The sequence below is a fragment of the Pseudomonas marginalis genome (genome assembly GCF_900105325.1).
Classification (GTDB): domain Bacteria; phylum Pseudomonadota; class Gammaproteobacteria; order Pseudomonadales; family Pseudomonadaceae; genus Aquipseudomonas; species Aquipseudomonas marginalis.
The window spans coordinates 285,868-302,624 of the sequence record NZ_FNSU01000002.1 but is presented as its reverse complement, the minus strand read 5'-3'; the positions used below and the strand labels follow the sequence as shown (position 1 = coordinate 302,624).

13 protein-coding genes are annotated in these 16,757 nt (G+C 61.4%); 2 read left to right on the top strand and 11 right to left on the bottom strand.

Going from position 1 to position 16,757, the window contains the following annotated elements; translation table 11 throughout:
- Positions 1–37 precede the first annotated feature (37 nt).
- The 11 genes from BLW22_RS08975 to BLW22_RS08925 form a co-directional block, all read right to left on the bottom strand.
- Positions 38–991, bottom strand: coding sequence for a PDR/VanB family oxidoreductase (locus BLW22_RS08975; protein ID WP_074845681.1), 954 nt, complete (start codon positions 989–991; stop codon positions 38–40).
- Positions 991–2,034, bottom strand: a complete 1,044-nt coding sequence (locus BLW22_RS08970) for an aromatic ring-hydroxylating oxygenase subunit alpha (RefSeq protein ID WP_065926053.1) — start codon at positions 2,032–2,034, stop codon at positions 991–993. Before BLW22_RS08970 ends, BLW22_RS08975 begins: the two co-directional genes overlap by 1 nt.
- Entirely contained in the window at positions 2,031–3,104 is a 1,074-nt protein-coding gene (locus BLW22_RS08965) for an aromatic ring-hydroxylating oxygenase subunit alpha (RefSeq protein ID WP_065939496.1), read from the bottom strand. Before BLW22_RS08965 ends, BLW22_RS08970 begins: the two co-directional genes overlap by 4 nt.
- 48 nt (positions 3,105–3,152) lie before the next feature.
- Positions 3,153–4,352, bottom strand: coding sequence for an MFS transporter (locus BLW22_RS08960; RefSeq protein WP_074845677.1), 1,200 nt, complete (start codon positions 4,350–4,352; stop codon positions 3,153–3,155).
- Positions 4,353–4,478: 126 nt separating this feature from the next.
- Complete coding sequence (locus BLW22_RS08955; protein WP_074845674.1) at positions 4,479–7,013, bottom strand: efflux RND transporter permease subunit; 2,535 nt, start codon at positions 7,011–7,013, stop codon at positions 4,479–4,481.
- A gap of 4 nt (positions 7,014–7,017) precedes the next feature.
- Positions 7,018–8,121 carry a YCF48-related protein gene (locus BLW22_RS08950; RefSeq protein WP_065926049.1) on the bottom strand — a complete coding sequence of 368 codons (1,104 nt, stop codon included), beginning with the start codon at positions 8,119–8,121 and terminating at the stop codon, positions 7,018–7,020.
- Between the two features lie 71 nt (positions 8,122–8,192).
- Positions 8,193–9,557, bottom strand: coding sequence for a DUF1329 domain-containing protein (locus tag BLW22_RS08945; protein WP_065939493.1), 1,365 nt, complete (start codon positions 9,555–9,557; stop codon positions 8,193–8,195).
- Between the two features lie 12 nt (positions 9,558–9,569).
- Entirely contained in the window at positions 9,570–11,249 is a 1,680-nt protein-coding gene (locus tag BLW22_RS08940) for a DUF1302 domain-containing protein (protein ID WP_065926047.1), read from the bottom strand.
- A 128-nt stretch (positions 11,250–11,377) separates the two neighbouring features.
- Positions 11,378–12,502, bottom strand: a complete 1,125-nt coding sequence (locus BLW22_RS08935; RefSeq protein ID WP_074845671.1) for an FAD-dependent oxidoreductase — start codon at positions 12,500–12,502, stop codon at positions 11,378–11,380.
- Between the two features lie 178 nt (positions 12,503–12,680).
- Complete coding sequence (locus BLW22_RS08930; RefSeq protein ID WP_065926045.1) at positions 12,681–13,043, bottom strand: Rieske (2Fe-2S) protein; 363 nt, start codon at positions 13,041–13,043, stop codon at positions 12,681–12,683.
- A 15-nt stretch (positions 13,044–13,058) separates the two neighbouring features.
- Positions 13,059–13,997, bottom strand: coding sequence for a VOC family protein (locus tag BLW22_RS08925; protein ID WP_053121646.1), 939 nt, complete (start codon positions 13,995–13,997; stop codon positions 13,059–13,061).
- Positions 13,998–14,323: 326 nt separating this feature from the next.
- Here BLW22_RS08925 and BLW22_RS08920 point away from each other — a divergent pair, with 326 nt between their 5' ends.
- Positions 14,324–15,235: a LysR family transcriptional regulator gene (locus BLW22_RS08920; protein ID WP_074845668.1), complete on the top strand. Its 912-nt coding sequence runs from the start codon at positions 14,324–14,326 to the stop codon at positions 15,233–15,235.
- A 218-nt stretch (positions 15,236–15,453) separates the two neighbouring features.
- Positions 15,454–16,611: an alpha/beta hydrolase family protein gene (locus BLW22_RS08915; RefSeq protein ID WP_065926043.1), complete on the top strand. Its 1,158-nt coding sequence runs from the start codon at positions 15,454–15,456 to the stop codon at positions 16,609–16,611.
- Positions 16,612–16,757 lie beyond the last annotated feature (146 nt).

Below are 16,757 nucleotides of genomic sequence, written 5' to 3'. Positions count from 1 at the left end.
AACACCGCAGCGGGTAGAGATGAATCAGTGGAAAACCTTAAAGATCAAGCACCAACCGGGCGCTCCTGGCACGCGAGCAACACGGCGTGAACTGGTCGTTGCGGGCCCGCTCGGCATCGGTCAAGAACATGTCGCGGTGTTCCGGTTCGCCTTCCAGCACGCGCGTAATGCAGGTGCCACAGATGCCCTGCTCGCAGGACAGGGGAATATCGATTCCCGCTTCCAGCAGCACCTGGGCCACGCTGAGCGCGGCCGGCACTTGGAAACACTGTCCGGTGCTTGCCAGTTGCACCTCGAACCCGCCCGCCTCACCCGCCGGGGCAGCGGCGGCGGCAAAGTACTCACGGTGCAGTCGCGCCTCGGCCCAGCCCTGCTCGCGAGCCGTGCCGAGCACGTGTTCCATGAAACCGTTGGGGCCACAGACGTACAGGTGACGGTCGGCGGCTGGCCCGGATAAAACCCGAGCGGCGTCGAGACGCTGGGCATCCTCGCCATCGTCCACATGAACCTGCACACACTTGGCAAACGTCGAATGGCGCAGGTACTCGATAAAGGCCATGCGCCCGACCGAGCGACCGCAATAGTGCAGCTCGAAAGGCGCGCCGATCCGCGCCAGGCGCTCGGCCATGCAGAGAATCGGCGTGATGCCGATACCGCCGGCGAACAGCACGCTGTGCGCCGCCCCATGCTCAAGCGGGAACAGATTGCGTGGCTCGCTGATGCGCAGCCGGCTGCCTTCGTGCACTTGCTGGTGCATGGCCTGCGAACCGCCGCGAGACGCTGGGTCGAGCAACACTCCCAGCAGGTAGCGGTGGCGTTCTTCCGGGTGATTGCACAGCGAGTACTGGCGCACCAGGCCATTGGGCAGGTGCACGTCGATATGCGAGCCAGCGCTGAAGGCAGGCAGCATGGAATTTTCGACCGGGGCCAGTTCGAAGCTGTAGATGCCCTCGGCTTCGAGGCGCTTGCGAGTGACGATGACTTCAATCATCACTGGGCACCCGCAGGCTGTTCGGCAGCAATCATGCGGTCGAGGACACGCCGCGCCCGGACCGCTCCTGCATCACCAATCAGCAGGACCGGCTTCAAGTCCCAGAACGATGCAGCGCCCATCATGCGCTGCTGCGCCTCGAGCATTGGCAAGTCTTCATCGGCAAAGGGCCGGCTGATCGCGGCCGCCTGCTCATCAGCGAATCTCTCGGCAAATTCGCCCATTGCCTTGGGGAAACAGACTGAGAACCAGTAGTGAGTCGTGGTCTCGGTCTCTGGAGTGAACAGATGCGGAATCGGTGTGGAAACGCCCTTATCCCTGGGGAGCCCGGTCGCCACGGCGCCGGAAAACAGCAACATGTTCGCCGGAGCATCCCAACGCACATCGATCCAACGGTCCACCGGTGTGCCCTGAGGAATGTTCCAGGCGGTGTAGAGAAACTCCGGCATGATTTCCGCAACCGTCTGGCGGTTGGACCAAACGGTGTTGCCCTCCTCTTGCACGCTGGTCAACGCGCTCTTGACGCCATCGCCACCCAGCGTAGACGGGTGCAAGAATTCGATATGACTCAGGTCCATGATGTTGTCGGTTTCCAGCACGTAGTTGGCTCTGGCGTGCAGGTAGCGTTTGCCGACATACCAACGGTCTTCATCCATGCAACTGAAATCCGGAATCAGCGTCGCATCGGCCAGTTGTGCATCGCCCATCCAGATCCACAGCAGGCTGTAGCGTTCAACCAGCGGGTAGGCCTTGACCTTTGCCGCCTTGGGAATTGCACCATCACCATGAGGGTTATGCACACAGGTGCCGCTGCCATCGAATTCCAGGCCGTGGTACGGACAACGCACCGCATCGCCTTTGAGGATGCCCATGCCCAGGGGCGCGAAACGGTGGGGACAGCGATCGGCAATGGCTTGGGCATTACCTTGGGTGTCGCGAAAAAACACCACGGGTTCATTGAGCAAGGTTCGTTGGAACAACTCGCCAGCCTTGATCTCGTTTCCCCAGGCGGCCGCGTACCAGACGTTGCGTAGAAAGCTCATCGCAGTTCCTCTTTTTCATAGTTTGATGACCGACTGGCTTGCGTCTCCGCTCGCTCGGCTTCCATCAATCGACGCAGAACACGTCGACAGCGCACGGCCCCTGCATCGACTGGCAGCAACACAGGGTTGAGGCCAAGCAGTTCAACCTCACCAATCTGGCGCTGTTGAGCCTCGACCATGGGTTTGTCTTCACCGGCGAAAATACCGATCAACATCTCCTGGACGAAGGCATTCAACTGCGCATTGTCCTGCTCGAAACTGCGCGTGTTGGCAAAGAAATAATGGGTGTTGGCCGCGTCCTGCGGCGTCATCAGATGCAGGTTCCATGTCACTGGTCCCTCGGCCCTGGGGCGCCCTGGCGCCGTGGCGCCACTGCCGAGCAGCATCAGGCCGGGGGCGTGCCAGATGACTTCGGCCCAGACGTCTGCCCGGCTCGGATCTTCAAGGTGAGCGCCGAAAGCCGGCGGGGGCACATCGTCCGGCGCCCACCAACTGATGCGTACGCGATCGTTGGGCAATTCCTCGATGGTGGCTCGGGTGTGTGACAACGCCCCGCCACCGAGCGTATCCGGGTGCAGGAAATCAACATGGCTCAGGTCCATGATGTTGTCGGACAGCAACTCGTAGTGCGCACGGGTCGGCAAATACCCATGCCCTTTGGCATGGGTGGGCGCCTGCTCGAAAAAGGAAAAATCAGGAATCAAGGCATCGCTGGCCAGGTGACGATCGCCCGGCCAGACCCAGATCGCCCCGTGGCGCTCAACGGCCGCGAAACCGCGAACACAGGCGGCCTTGGGGATGTTTCCTTCGCCATGGGGATTGTGCGTGCATTGGCCACTGCCATCGAAACGCAGGCCGTGGTACGGGCACTGGACGCTGTCGCCGACAACCTTGCCCATGTGCAGCGGGGCAAAACGGTGCGGGCAACGATCGGCGAGCGCCTGGATCACACCGTGGCTATCGCGAAAGAACACGATGGGTTGCTCGACGATGGTTCTGCCCAGCATGCCACCTTGCGCCAGCTCGTCTGCCCATCCAGCGATGTACCAGGTGTTGAGCAAATAACTCATGATGTTCTCCTCGTTGTTCTTATTTTTATGAAACGTCGAATGGGCAGGTCAGTGCTCAGGGTCTGCGACAACCGCAGTAGTAAAAGCAGCCCCGCTGCCTCGCAACCGAAGACAGGCCAGGGCTACCACCAGCTGAACGCCCGCGACGATGCCCAGTGCGGCTGGCAAGGCGCCGATTACCCCGCCGGTGATCGCCAGCACCACCAGCGGGCTGGCGAACTCACCGGCGAAGAACATCGCCGTGAAGCCGCCGGCCGCGCGGCCGCGCTGCTGGAAGTCGACCTGGCTCATGATCCAGGTGAGCAGGGTTGGCATCATCAGGCCGATGCCCAGGCCGTTGATCAGGACCGCGACCACCACCAGCCCATGACTGTCGGCTACCGCCAGCAGCCCGCCACCGATACCGGCCGCGACGAAGGCCAGGAGCATCTGCCGGTGCGCAGGGACACCACGAAACAGACGGAAACTCAGGGCGCCGACCAGTACGCCGAACTGACTGGCGCCCATGGTCAGGCCGATCTGCTGCGAGCCTTCGACATGCAGCAGGTTAAGCAGGTAACCGACTTGTACCGGCACGATGAACAGGCTCAAGCCCGCCAGGAATGCCAGGGCATACAACGGTGCCAGCGGGCGCCAGGGGAATGCCCTGCTCACTGTTGTCGCGGTGACGACCTGTGCCCGCGGCTCCCACAGCAACCAGACCATCAGTGGCAGAAACACCAGCCCCAGCCCATACAGCGCAAATGGGGTACGCCAGCCGTGTTCGCCGAGCACCCCACCGATGGCAATGAAGATCGCCGCCGACAATGAGGTCGCGACCATTTGCAGGGCGAACATGCGTTCACGTCGCGCGCCGCTGTAGTAGTCGCCCATCATCGTGGTGCAGCAGGTCATGATCGCCGCTTCGGCCACACCGATGCCGGCGCGGCTGATCACGATGACCTGCAGCGACTCCAGCCATAGCGGCAGCACGCCGCAGACGGTGTAGAGCACCATCGCACCGATCAACAACGGTTTGCGCCCCAGCCGGTCAGCGATGATTCCGGCCACGGGAGCCAACAACGCAATCATCAACGCCGGCAGCGTCAGGGCGATGGGCACCAGCACGGCCACACCCGGTGTGTCGGCGAAGTGTTCCTGCATACGCGGCAGGACGGGGGCCAGCAGCACCGCACCGAGCACTGGCAGGCAACTGCCGAGCAACAGCAACAAGGATTGCGGTAGCCGCGCCTGGCGTTCAACGTTCATCGCGCACCTCCGCAGGTTGCGCCGCGCAAAATGCCATACCGAAGGCGCTCAGGCCGGCGATGACGTCAAGCCATAGAGACTGCTGGAACAGAGATGCACGAGACATGGGAAAGTCCTTTCTTGTTGTTATGACGCGACAGGGTCAGCAGCCGCTGTCGTCGTTTGATCGTGTCCCGACGTCAGGCGCAGTGAGTGGTGCTTCACACAGGCCCCCTCCTCGGCTACGGCCGGCATTAGCGGCAAGCTCAATGGGTGGCTGGGTCTGGCCTCGGCCGACCCCGCGCTCACCCGCTTGCTCGGCAACAGGAAGTGAGCCAGGGCTGGCAATAGAACCAGCGCACCGACCATGTTCCAGACGAACATGAAGGCCAGCAGCACGCCCATATCAGCCTGGAACTTGATTGGCGAAAACATCCAGGTGGCCACGCCGATCGCCAAGGTCACGCCAGTCAGCATCACCACCTTGCCGGTGGACAGCAGTGCCCGGTAATACGACTCAGACAAGCTTGTGCCCTGGCGCATATGACCGAGCAGGATGCTCATCACGTACAGCGCGTAGTCGACGCCGATGCCCACGCCGAGGGCAATCACCGGCAGGGTCGCGACCTTGACGCCGATGTTCAGCCAGACCATCAGCGCCTCACAGAGGATCGATGTGAGCATCAGCGGAATCACCGCGCAAATCGTGGCGCGCCAGGAACGGAAGGTGATCAGGCACAGCAGGATCACCGCGCCGTAGACCCAGAACAGCATTTCGCGGTTGGCCTGCCTGACGACGATGTTGGTCGCGGCCTCGATCCCGGCATTGCCAGCGGCCAGGAGGAACTGGACGTCATCGGTATTGTTCGCCGCGGCGAATTGCTCGACGTGATCCACCAGGCGGCTCAAGGTTTGCGCCTTGTGGTCGGAGAGGTAGACGTACAGTGTCAGCAGGCTGCAGTCTTCGTTGTACAAACCGCGCGGTGCCCCGGCGGTGACCATGTTGAGCATCGCCTGGTTGTTCTGCAGCTCATACCATTTCGGGCTGCCTTCGCTCAGGCCCACCAGCATGCGGCGGTTGAGCAACGCCAGGGAATTGGTCGAATCGACACCCGGCAAGGTGCGCAACTGCCAGTCGAGGGCATCGACCTTGTTCAGGATGTCATAGCGCGAACAGGCGCTGGCGGGTGTCTTGATCATGACCGCGAACAGATCGCTGCTGGCGCCGTAATGCCGGGTCAGGAATGCATCATCCTGGTTATAGCGCGAGTCGGCCCGCAGCTCAGGCGCGCCCGCATCCAGGTCACCGACTTTCAATTGCAGGCTGACGATGAAGCCGAGCGTCGCCAGCGCCAGGCTCAGGGCGATGCACAGCGCCGCCCACCGGCGCTGGGTGAACAGGTCGAGGAAGCGCCAGAATCCGTGGCGATTGTGGCCGGCCAGTTCGGCGTGCTCGCTTTTCAGGCTCAGTTGCGCCGCACGGCGGCTGACCCCCACATAAGAAAGCAATATCGGCAGCAGGATCAAATTGGTGAAAATCAGCACCGCCACGCCGATACTGGCAATCATCGCCAGGTCCTGGATCACCTGGATCTTGATGATCATCAGCACCGCGAAACCGACCGCATCACACAGCAGCGCGGTGAGGCCGGCGAGAAACAGGCGGCGGAAGGTGAAGCGTGCGGAGACCACCCGGTGCATGCCGCGCCCGATATCCTGCATGATGCCGTTCATCTTCTGTGCGCCGTGGCTCATGCCAATGGCAAACACCAGGAACGGCACCAGCACCGAATAGGGGTCCAGTTGATAATTGAGCAGCGGCAGCAAGCCGAGCTGCCAAACCACCGCCACCAATGAGCAGAACACCACCAACAGAGTGCTGCGAATGCAGCGGGTGTACCAATAAAGCACCACCGTGGTGATCAGGATCGCCACGGCGAAGAACATCAGGATTTGCCGTAGGCCGGCAATCAGGTCACCGACTTTCTTGGCGAAACCGGTGATGCGGATGTCGATGCTGTCGCTCTGGTATTGGCTGCGCAATGATTCCAACTGTTGCGACAGTTGGCTGTAGTCCAAGGGTTTGCCGTCCGGGGTGCGCTGCAGCAGCGGTATCTGGATGATGCTCGAAGCCTGGTCGAACGCCACCAACTGGCCGATTTCGTTGGACAGCTGCACGTTGCGCCGCAATGCCGCAAGGCTCGCTGCGCCGCCATCGTAGTTATCCGGAATGACCGGCCCACCCTCCAGGCCCGCCTCGGTCACCGCCACCCAGCGCGTGGCCGGCGTCCAGAGCGATTTCATGTACGCACGGTCGACACCGGGCAGCAGGTAGATCTTGTCGCTCAACGCCTGCAGGGTCTTGAGGTAGGCGCTGTCATAGATGTCGCCCCGCTTGTTGACCACTGCAATGCGCACCGCATTCCCCAGCCCGCTCAACTCCTGCTGGTGCTCAAGGTAGTTGGCGATATAGGGCTGATGGGTGGGAATCATTTTTTCGAAGCTGGCATTGAGCTCGACACGACTGGACTGCCACCCCAGCACCAGCGTGGTCGCCAGGCACAGCAGCAACACCCACAGACGATGGTTGAACAATGCTCGTTCGAGCAGCGAGCCGGAGCGTGGATCAAAGTCATCGAACGTACTTGCACGAGACGGGGAAAATTTATCAGGGGACGTCATAACCTCACTCCGGAGCGGCAGTGGCTGGCTGCGCAAGACGCTGCAGCCCGGTGAAACCGGCAACGATCAAGCTGCCATCGGCGGCCTCGATCACACTTGAAACAGGTTTGCCCAAGGGCGTTCCCAACGGCAGCAGCGCCGCCCCGGTCTGCTCGCTGTTGCGAAACAGCATGCCGCCCTGGTTGACCAGCAGTAGTTGGCCGTCGGCCAGGCGTGTGGCGTCGTTGAAGGAGATCGGTACGGGCACCGAAAGACGCTGGAAACTTGCGCCGGCGTCGTGGGAGACAAAGGCATTGCCCTTCAGACCGGCGACCATCAGCGCGCCATCCGCGCGGTTCTGCAGGGTGAAGAAACTACCTTCGTAGGGGCTGTCCAGTTGACTGAACGACAGCGCATCGTCGTCCGAGCGTGCCAGGTAGCCCTGCTCGCCAGCCAGGAACCAACGTGTGCCGTGGCGACTGATGGCGTACAGGTGCAAGCCGTTGGGGTTGGCAATTTGCCCCATCAGCGATTGCCAGGTGGCGCCACCATCGGTGGTCAGCAGCGCCAAACCGTAGGCACCGACGATCAGCCCGCGATGTGCGTCGACGAACTCCAGTGCCAGAAAGGGTTTGTCTGGACCATCGGCGACAAGACGCTCGGCATTTTGTACCCGTATCAGGGCGGCATCCGGGTCGACAGCGGTGGCTTGTTCCGCCTTGGCGGCGTCCAGTTCCAGCTGTGCCACGCGTACGCCGTCGAGCTGCAGCGTCCAGTGCTCGCCGCCGTCCAGCGTCGCCAGCACCACGCCCGCATGACCGACTGCCCAGCCCTTTTGCGCATCCACGAACCGCACCGCCGTCAGGCTGACCGAAACCGGTACCGAAGCCTGGTGCCAGCTTTGCCCATTGTCGTCGGAGAACAGCACCAGGCCGCGCTCACCCACGGCCACCAGGCGTGTGCCGGCACGCGCCAGGTCGATCAATACGCCGTTCTGCGCAGCCGGTACCCGCATGGCCGGGGTATTGAGCGGCACGCCCACCGCTGCCGACCCGGCCAGACACTCGCTCGTGGCGAGGGGCAAATACAAGGCCAACAGCAACGCACTCGCCTGACTGATTCTGTTCATAACCTACCTCGGACAAACACTCGTATCCCAAGGGCAGACCGGCAGGCCTGCCCTTCACTCTCGGCTCAGGTCTAACGCACGCCACGCCCCGCCATCGCCGCGGGCGAGAACTCCGAGGACTTGTAGCGATCGACCGCGCGATACTGATCCGGCAACCCGGCATAGAGATTCTGGATAAACCACGCACCGGAGGTCAGGTCATAAAAACCTGAAGAGAGTTGCACCAGCCCAGGCAGGTCGGGCAATACGGAAGGCAGCGACCAGAGGGTCTTGGCCAGTTGGCCGCTGGCATCCCAACGGTCGCCGAGCAGGGCTTGCCAAGTGTCTTCATCGAGGTAGTAACGCCCCTTGGGCAACTGGTGGCGCTTGCCGGCGGCCACCGTCGATTCGAGCACCCAGACGCGGTGCAATTCCCAGCGCACGTAGTCCGGGTTCAGATGGTGCTTGCCCAGCAGGTCCTGCGGCTGGGCAGCGTTTTGCACCTTGTTGGTGTTGTAGGGGACATACATCTCCTGCTTGCCCACCAGTTTCCAGTCGAACCGGTCCGTGCGACCACCCCACACACTCAACTCATCGAAGGACATGACCCCGGCAGTGGACGGCGTCGGCGTATCGCAGCAAGCGTTGGGCAGCGTGCGTACCCGGCGTTGACCGCTCAGGTAGACATGGGCCTGGGATTTGTCACCGTTGATGTTTTCACGCCCCAGGATCTGCTCACCGGCACGAATCGCCGGGCCGAGATTGACAAAGTGCACCTGCCAGTAGTCGCCCGAATAGTTCTCAGGGCCGCCCTCCTGAAAGTAGTAGGGCATTTCCTGGGTCAACAGGCCGTCGCTGGTCATCACCTGGTTGCCGTCAGCGGTCATCAGATAGTGGCGAAAGTGCCCCGCCACCGAAGTGCCGCGCCAGTTCAGCACATGGTTCCAGATGGCTTCGGTACCATTCTGTGGAATCGGGAACGGGATCCCGCCATAGGCACCGTCGGGGATCAGTCCGGCGCTGCTGTCGACCAGTTTGGCGCGGGTCGCATTCTTGAACGTGTTGTCATAGACCCACTGCGGCGCGGCCGCCGTGCGCCGGGTCGGATAGACATCGATGCGATAGGTGTCCGGGAAACGCTTGAACAGCTCCTTGGTGCCGTCGCTGAGTTTGTCGGCGTACTTGGCCAGGTTCTGGGCGGTGATGCTGTACAAGGGTTTGTCCGCAGCAAATGGATCGCTGCGTTTGCCGCCCGGGACGTAGCCTGGATCAACCTTGGTGTAGCCACCGTCCCAGGCCGGAATACTGCCGTCGGCATTGCCGGCTTTCTCGGCACCGAAGGGCGTCAGGGTCTTGCCCAGCGCGGCCGCTTGTTCGGCGCTGGCGGCCAAGGCCATCGGCGCGGCAGCGGCCAGCAGGGTTAAGCACAAGGCCTTTAGAGTGAACTGAATGGTCATGCGCAAATCCTCTTAGAACGTGGTCTTGACGGAGAAAGCCAGGTAATCCCGATCCTTCAGCGACTGCTTGTAATTGAACTGGTTGGCGGCGTTGAGGCTGGTGTCCTCGGGACCGTAAAAGTGGGTGTAGGTCAGCCCCACCGTCACTTGGTCCAAATAGGTGGCGGAGACGCCGATGTTCATGTCCCCGCCTCTGTCGGGGCCGAACCCGCTGATCACAGCCGACTTGCCCATGGGGAAATAGCTGATGCCCAGCGGCACGCTGATATCCACGCCCGGAAAGAACTGGCGATAGGTGGGCGTGTAAACCAACTTCAAGCCCAGGCCATCATCAGTGGCGTTAGGGTCTAGGGCGGCGCGGTTCCTGGTTACGGCGAGCAGGCGGTTCCAGGCGATTTCCCCTACCAGGCTGGCTTCATTGGCGACGAAGGAAGGGCCCAGCGATGCCAGGACGTTGAGGTTGACGTGGGCCGTACGGCCGACGGCATAGAGGGCGTCGTCGTTGTTGTCCGCCTCGGCGCCCGGCAGGACGGTCTGGGCGTTGGACACCAGCGGCATGTTCCAGCGCATCGATGCCTCGCCGGCAAAGCTGTACTCGTTCACGGAGGTCGCGAAACTGGCGCCCAGGACCCGGATATCTTCCGGGTAGACCCAGGAATATTCGCCGACTTGCCCGGTACTGAAGTTCGGCCCGGTGGCATTCGGCTTCAAGTACAGCGTTGGGGTTTTCTCGTGATATTGGAGTGCGTACAGGCCGTAATCCGTCGTCCCGGTGTTGTACTTGAGCTGCAGGCCGCCCTGGCCGGAACTCCTGGCTTTCTTGTCCTTGCCATGGAAAAACGCAGCCGGGCTGTTGGCATTACCGCCGAGGAAATCCGGGAACGGCCCGCCGGTGATCAGCCGTTCATTGCCGTCGCCGATGGTATCGCTGGTGGAGAAATAGCTACCGGCGCCCGGCAAGCGGGTGGCTTCCCACTCCAACTGGTAGAAGGCGCCCAATGACACATCGTCGGTTAGTTGGTAGGCGGTCGAGAGCTGGTTGACCGGTCGGGTGATTTCCTTGAATTGGGTGTTGGGCACCGATTGCGCCTTGACCACGTCCACCGGCGCCATGGCTCCGGCAATGCCGTTGCCGCCGAAGAACAGGCTCTCGCCCCAGATCAGCCCGTGGCGCCCGGCGCGAACCGACAAGGTACGGTCGGCCAGCTCACCGTTCCAGTAGACGAACGCATCCAACAGTTCACCGTCACCGCCGTGCAGTTGACGGGTATCACTGGTGAACTCGTTGAAACCCACCGAACGCTGGTTGGCACTGGCCGCGTCGTTGTTGTCGTTGCGGTCCTGGTAGACAGTGTCGTACCAGGCCGCACCGCTCAGACGGGCGCCGAAGTTGTGAAAGCCGATGTCCAGCTCGGAAAGAATATCCAGGCGATTGGAGATCAACCCCTTCCCGAAGTTGTGATCACCGTCGTTCTGGTTCAACGCCGTCTGCCCTTCGCTGAGCTTGCTGCTGGGCTCCTTCAGGCGCCAGGCCGCGCTGTACTTCAGCGTGTTGTCCCAGCGCAAGCTGAGATCGGGACTACCGGTGTCGATCTGAAAGGCCTGGGCAGCCGAAGCGCCAAGCCCCAGGCTGGCCGCAAGGGTCAGGGTGAAGGGGACGCGCCGCGACGCAGCGAACTTGCGAGTAGCCATCGAAGTAACCCTCTTTATTGTTGTTGTATGTCAGCTCTTCTGGTGGAACGGCGCCCGCAGTCGAACCGGGCCAAGCCTGCACAGGCATGAAGCATCCATGGGAGAGCAAATTCAGTTTTGCCGGCGCCTCAGATAGGCGCTGCCGTGACGTCGAGCATCCGCCTGACCAGGCCGATCCGGTCGAAGCTGCTGTCGTGGGCCATTTCCTTGTCACCGGCCAGCACCGAGCTGTCGCTGATGAATTTGCAGCGCTCATAACGGCGCGCCATAAAGCGTTGGAGCTGCTGTTCGAGGCTGCCGCCGGCGATCAACTCTTCGCCAAGCACGACAGCATCTTCAATGGCCATGCCGGCCCCTTGGCCCAAGTGCGGCGTCGTGGCATGCACTGCGTCGCCAATCAACACGACACGGCCGCGGTACCAGGGCTCGCTGACGAACAGCACCTCCAGCGGCTTGTAGACCACCTGGTCGCTGTCGGTTATTTGCTCGCGCAGTTCGCCGATCAGCCCGGTGAAACCACTCAGGCGCTGGCGCATCTGGGTCGCCAGCGTGGCAGCCTCCATCCTGGGGTTGGCGGGCTCATGGGAAGTCACGAACAGGTACATCTGGTCGCGGCCCAGCGGCACCAGTCCGGCGTTACCGGCAGGTCCCTGGAAGGTGGCCAGATGATCAATTCCAGCGGCACGAGGAAAGTTGTAGCGCCACACCGATTGACCGGTGAAGCGCGGCAGGTACTGCTCGCCAAACAGCAGACCGCGCAGGTGGGAGTACAGGCCATCGGCGCCGACGACCAGGTCGTAGCGACCGCGACTGGCATCGGTGAACAGCACATCGACGCCCTCGCCCATCTGCTCCAGCGACTCGACACTCAGGCCCAGACGAACCGAGACGCCAAGGGCAGCAACGGTTTCGCTGAGGACTTGATGCAGGGCCAGGCGCGAGATGCCGATGTTGGCTGGATACTCGGGCCCCGCCAGGCGCTTGCCGGGAATTCGCGCCAGTTGTTCACCGGCGGTGGTGTTGATGGTCACATCCTCGAACGCGTAGGCGGCATCCAAGTAGCCGTCCAACACACCCAGCTTGGCCATCTCACGGACGACGTTACTCTGCTGGATGATGCCAACGCCATAGACTGTCCACTGCGTCTTGAGCTCGACAAGATCGACTTCGATGTCCTGGCGACGCAAAGCGATTGCCGCACATAGACCACCGATACCACCACCGACGATAAGCACCTTTTTCACTGCGTTCATGCTCGTCTCACTCTTATTCTTGTTATTCACGCTAGCGTTCTGCCGGAGCGATCCCAGGCTTGACCACCGGCTGTGTTTGCACGCATTCGCTACCGCGTTGTGTTCACTTTCTCGGCAAAGCAGGCGTTTGACTAATCGCATGTAGGGATACGATGTATCAGCTACCGCGATACGTTAATCAGGATGCATACGCCTCCAACTGATCCGCTTCGAGCACCAGCCAATCGGCCTCTGCATGCCATTGCAGTGCGCTCAGGCTGTCCCCCAGGCACGGCCCGTAGACGCACAGACCACTGTCCGGAAGGAACCGGGCACCATGGGCGTAACAGACGATCTGGCGGCCATCGACGCTGAGAAAACGATCCTTGCGGTACTCCAGGCGCACCTCCAGGTGCGGACAGCTGTTGCGATAGACCCGCACTTCGCCGTCATGGCGCAGGGCGAACACACTGTCCTTCCCCGTGCCCAGGGGATCGAACCCGCGGGCCTGCCCTTCCACCAGTTCATCCAGGCAACAGAGCACCAGGGCCTCGTGACTCATGGACAACCTCCACACTCAGGCCTGCTTGGGCGGAGGGCCGCTCGGGAACCATTTTTCCCGGGAGGTGAACAGGAACAATTGCGAATTATCCGCCGACAGTGGCGCCTGGCGCGCTTGCCAGGCGTCATCGTGCTTGTCCATATCGGCGTCGTATTCGATGTGACAGCCCAACGGACTGTTGAAGTACCAGAACCAGTTGGAACCGAAGAGATGGCGGCCCGGCCCCCAGAAGCTGGTCCAGCCTTGCTGCTCGAAGCGACGTCCGGCCAGCAGGACTTCCGTGCCGCTGCCCATGTGAAAGGTGAAATGCTCGCAACCCTTCATGTGTGGCGGTGTCTGGATCATGAACAGGCAGTGATGGTCATCGGAACCGGCCGGCCGCATGAACGGACCCGCGCCGACAAAGGTGTCGGTGGTCACGAAGCCCAGGCGCTGGTAAAAAACCTCGGCCTTGGCTGCATCCGGCACGAAATACACCACGTGGGACAGGGTACGCGGCAAAGCCTGCATATCGGGGCTGATGCCCGGCTGGTTGACCGGCCGCTGGGGGACATGGCCCGGTGCGTTAGTCAGGTCGGCGGGCGCGCTGTACGCACGCCGCACGCTGATCTGGAAACCAATGGCAAAGCCCATATCGTCCACGCTGTGCACGGAGCCATCGGCACCGCGGGTCACCGGGCGGTCGCGCCCCAACTCATCGGCGATGGCCTCGAGGTCAGCCACGCCGGCCACGCCATAAACGGTTTCCCGAATCGAGGGAGCAGGCCCGATGGCCACCGGCAAACGAGCATCGTCTGCATGACGGATAATCACCGCCGTGCCGTCGAGGGCTTCAAAACGACCGCCCTCGCTGTCGACATCGACAGGGCGCAGGCCGTAGTCACGCAGGCAATGGGTACAGGCTTGAATATCGTCGACGCCAAAAATCAAGGCATCAAGGCCAATGATGTTCATTGAGTTACCACTCCATTGTAATTATTCAGCGCAGGCCAGCACCCCGCTTACGGGAACCGTGCCAGGCGGAGCGCTGCCGAGGCGGGTCTTGAAGTCGATGAAGCGTCACGCCAACCGACTGTGGGCCGATACTGAAGGGGCAAAAACCCACTGACTAATCGCTTGTCGGGATGCGACCTATCGGCAAATGCGATACCTGGCTGCGCGGCGCAAGTGACATGGAAAATCGAACCAGGCGTCGTTCGATTCATCCATTCACGGGACTTGACGCCGCGATAGGAAGGTCGGAAGGTATTTACAAAATAAATACAAGAATCGAGACCGCCATGCGCTTCAACCACCTGGATCTCAATCTCCTGGTGGCGCTGGATGTGTTACTGGAAGAGCAGAACATCACCCGCGCTGCCGAACGCCTGCACATGACTCAATCCGCCACCAGCGGCGTACTGGGCAGGCTGCGCCTCTACTTCGAAGATGAACTGCTGGCGCAGGTCGGGCGCAAGATGCAGCCCACGCCCTATGCCCGCGAGCTGGCGGCGCCCGTACGCCAGGTGCTGCTGACGATCCAGTCCTCGATCACCGCCAAACCGGTGTTCGATCCCGCCACCAGCAAGCGCCATTTTCGCCTGATCACTTCCGACTATCTGATCAGCGTCCTGTTTGCCCGGGTGATCCAGAAGATCTCCCTGGAAGCCCCGCACATCACCTTCGAATTGCTGGGTCCCGGTGACACGTCCACTGAGATGCTGATGCGCGGCGAGGCCGATATGATGATCGTGCCTGAGCGCTACCTCATCGAAGGCCACCCCTCGCAGCTGCTGTTCGAAGAAGAGCACGTTTGCGTGGTGTGGGACGGCAACACCCAGGTGGGCGACAGCATCACCCTCGATCAGTACATCGAGATGGGCCATGTCTCGGTGATTTTTGGCCGCAACCGGAAATTGAGCGTCGAAGAGTGGTTGATGAGCCAGTATGGATTCACCCGTCGCATGGAAGTGGTGACCCATGACTTCAACACCCTGCCGCAGTTGATTGTCGGCACCCAACGTGTCGCCACCATGCTCCAGCGCATGGCCAGGCTCTACGCCAACTACCTGCCGCTGCGCATCTTGCAGCCTCCGGTGAAAATCCCGGTGATGCGTGAGTTCATGCTCTGGCACCGAACCATGGAAGGAGATCCGATGCACCGTTGGTTGCGGGCGAAAATCAGTCAGATCATCAACAAGCTGGAGCAGTAGTCGCTCCCGCTGCTCGGCGGCGAGCCAGGATTCATGCGCGCGCCGAGACTCAAGCCAATGGCGCATATGCGCCCTATCGCCGTTCGCAATACCTCCCATCCTGACTCGCGATTGGCCAAACAATGGGCCTCCCCTTAGCCTGCTTCGAACCGTCAGGTCTGGCGTACCCCGCTCCGGATTTGGCCGCCTGCCTTTGCTGCACAAGGACAATAACAATCATGTTTCGCTACTTCCCGACCAACTACGTGTGGAATCTTTCCGTCGACCTGGCCATTGAAATGGGCGCCCGCATCGGCGAAATCGAGGAAATGTGCGCGCCGCTGCAAGAAGCCGCCAAACAGCCGGATGCCGCCGGCAGCAAAGCCTTCCGTGAAACCTGGGCGAACATGGCCGACAAGCTGTGCGGCCTGGCGGAAGAAGACGAAGGCAAGGGTCGACTGTTGTCTGCCGGTGAAAAATACAACCGCGCCGCGACCTATTACCTGAGCTGCGAACGCCTGCAGGCCCACGGTGCACCGGGCCGCACGGAGCTGTACCAGCGCTTTCTGCACACCTTCCAACGGAGTATCGAACTGGCACGGGAAAATTGCGAGCGCGTTGAAATCCCTTACGAAGGCAAACACCTTTCCGGTCTGCTGGTCCGTGCCGAAGGCGTCAGCGGCCCAGCGCCGATCCTGGTGCAGGTCAATGGACTGGATTCCACCAAAGAAATGAAATACCGCGTCGGCCTGCCCGCCTGGCTGGCCAAACGTGGCGTGTCATCGTTGATCATCGACCAACCCGGGACGGGCGAAGCGCTCCGGCTACATAATCTGACTGCGCGTTTCGACAGTGAGCATTGGGCCAGCCGCGTGGTGGATTGGCTGGAAACCCGCGACGATGTCGACGCCAAACGCATCGGCCTGGAAGGTGTGTCGCTTGGAGGCTACTACTGCCCGCGCGCGGTAGCCTTCGAGCCGCGCTTCGCGTGCGGCGTCGTATGGGGGGCCAACCATGATTGGCGTGATGTGCAGAAACGTCGAATGGAAAAGGAAGGCAGCTTCCCGGTGCCGCATTATTGGTCGCATGTGTCTTGGGTCTGGGGTGCCAAGGACACGGACGAGTTCATGACCATCGCCGAGAACGTTCATCTGGACGGCATCCTGGACCGCATCAAGGTGCCCTTCCTGGTCACCCACGGAGAAAAGGATTCGCAGATTCCATTGAAGTGGGCCCACCGCACTTACGAACAGTTGGTCAACAGCCCCAAACGCGAACTGAAAATCTTCACCGAACGTGAGGGCGGCGTGCAGCATTCGAGCTTCGACAACAGTATCAATGCCGGCCAGTACATCGCCGACTGGGTGGCTGAGGTACTCGGTGGTCGTACTGCATGACTATTCGTTTCAAACTTGAGCAAACGCTCGTTGCGGAAATGCTTCTGTGCCGGGCAGCGCCTATCGCTCTGGAATCGATGACCCGCCACTACCGTTAAAAAAGCTTCCCCGTCTGGCCTGCCGCAAAATCTTCGCAACGGCCAGAT

Excerpts from the sequence above, each read along its gene's own strand:
- BLW22_RS08975 (WP_074845681.1), bottom strand. The coding sequence starts at position 991 with ATGATTGAAGTCATCGTCACTCGCAAGCGCCTCGAAGCCGAGGGCATC.
- BLW22_RS08970 (WP_065926053.1), bottom strand. The coding sequence starts at position 2,034 with ATGAGCTTTCTACGCAACGTCTGGTACGCGGCCGCCTGGGGAAACGAG.
- BLW22_RS08965 (WP_065939496.1), bottom strand. The coding sequence starts at position 3,104 with ATGAGTTATTTGCTCAACACCTGGTACATCGCTGGATGGGCAGACGAG.
- BLW22_RS08960 (WP_074845677.1), bottom strand. The coding sequence starts at position 4,352 with ATGAACGTTGAACGCCAGGCGCGGCTACCGCAATCCTTGTTGCTGTTG.
- BLW22_RS08955 (WP_074845674.1), bottom strand. The coding sequence starts at position 7,013 with ATGACGTCCCCTGATAAATTTTCCCCGTCTCGTGCAAGTACGTTCGAT.
- BLW22_RS08950 (WP_065926049.1), bottom strand. The coding sequence starts at position 8,121 with ATGAACAGAATCAGTCAGGCGAGTGCGTTGCTGTTGGCCTTGTATTTG.
- BLW22_RS08945 (WP_065939493.1), bottom strand. The coding sequence starts at position 9,557 with ATGACCATTCAGTTCACTCTAAAGGCCTTGTGCTTAACCCTGCTGGCC.
- BLW22_RS08940 (WP_065926047.1), bottom strand. The coding sequence starts at position 11,249 with ATGGCTACTCGCAAGTTCGCTGCGTCGCGGCGCGTCCCCTTCACCCTG.
- BLW22_RS08935 (WP_074845671.1), bottom strand. The coding sequence starts at position 12,502 with ATGAACGCAGTGAAAAAGGTGCTTATCGTCGGTGGTGGTATCGGTGGT.
- BLW22_RS08930 (WP_065926045.1), bottom strand. The coding sequence starts at position 13,043 with ATGAGTCACGAGGCCCTGGTGCTCTGTTGCCTGGATGAACTGGTGGAA.
- BLW22_RS08925 (WP_053121646.1), bottom strand. The coding sequence starts at position 13,997 with ATGAACATCATTGGCCTTGATGCCTTGATTTTTGGCGTCGACGATATT.
- BLW22_RS08920 (WP_074845668.1), top strand. The coding sequence starts at position 14,324 with ATGCGCTTCAACCACCTGGATCTCAATCTCCTGGTGGCGCTGGATGTG.
- BLW22_RS08915 (WP_065926043.1), top strand. The coding sequence starts at position 15,454 with ATGTTTCGCTACTTCCCGACCAACTACGTGTGGAATCTTTCCGTCGAC.